This is a genomic window from Aerococcus sp. L_32, from assembly GCF_050689315.1.
Genome location: NZ_JBOEQF010001122.1, coordinates 1 through 599, shown reverse-complemented (window position 1 = coordinate 599; position 599 = coordinate 1). Strand labels below are relative to the sequence as shown.

General features: G+C 39.6%; 1 protein-coding gene. It reads left to right on the top strand.

Features of this window, described 5'->3' with window-relative positions:
- Positions 1–87: 87 nt before the first annotated feature.
- Positions 88–599: HAD family hydrolase (locus ACRCJ0_RS18495; protein ID WP_431391638.1), on the top strand; the 512-nt coding region annotated here is incomplete at its 3' end.

Sequence of the window (599 nt, the reverse complement as noted above, 5' to 3'; positions counted from 1 at the left end):
CAGCAAATGTAGATGCCGTAGTAGTGTTCTGTGGCTCTTTCTACTTTATATCTGAAGTGCGAGAAAAACTACAAAGTGAGGATATCTATGAAAACATCAGTAATTTTTGATATGGACGGGTTAATGCTAGACACTGAGAAGATTTACGCCCAAGTAAACCAAGAAGGATTCGAATCGATAGGCATCGAATTCACCATGGATGACTACCTAAAATATGTTGGGGTTGGCGAGAAAGAGACCCTACAAATGTATGAGGAAGCCATTGGTGACAGAGAAGCAGCAGAAGCCTTATTAGCCCGCGAAGATAAACGTTACTTAGAAATCATCAAAGACCAAGCCCCTGATTTAAAAGACGACTTGATCAAAGTGTTGGATACGTTAGCAGCTAAAAATATTGATTGCTATGTAGCATCATCATCAAATATCGAAACAGTGGAGTATTTACTAGATGCAACAGGTATCCGCAAATACTTCAAAGGTGTGCTTGGTGGTGACCAAGTAGAAAACGCTAAGCCAGACCCAGAAATCTATCTAAAAGTTGTGGCTGATTTCAACTTAGACAAAGAGAAAACAATCGTATTAGAGGACTCTATTCATGG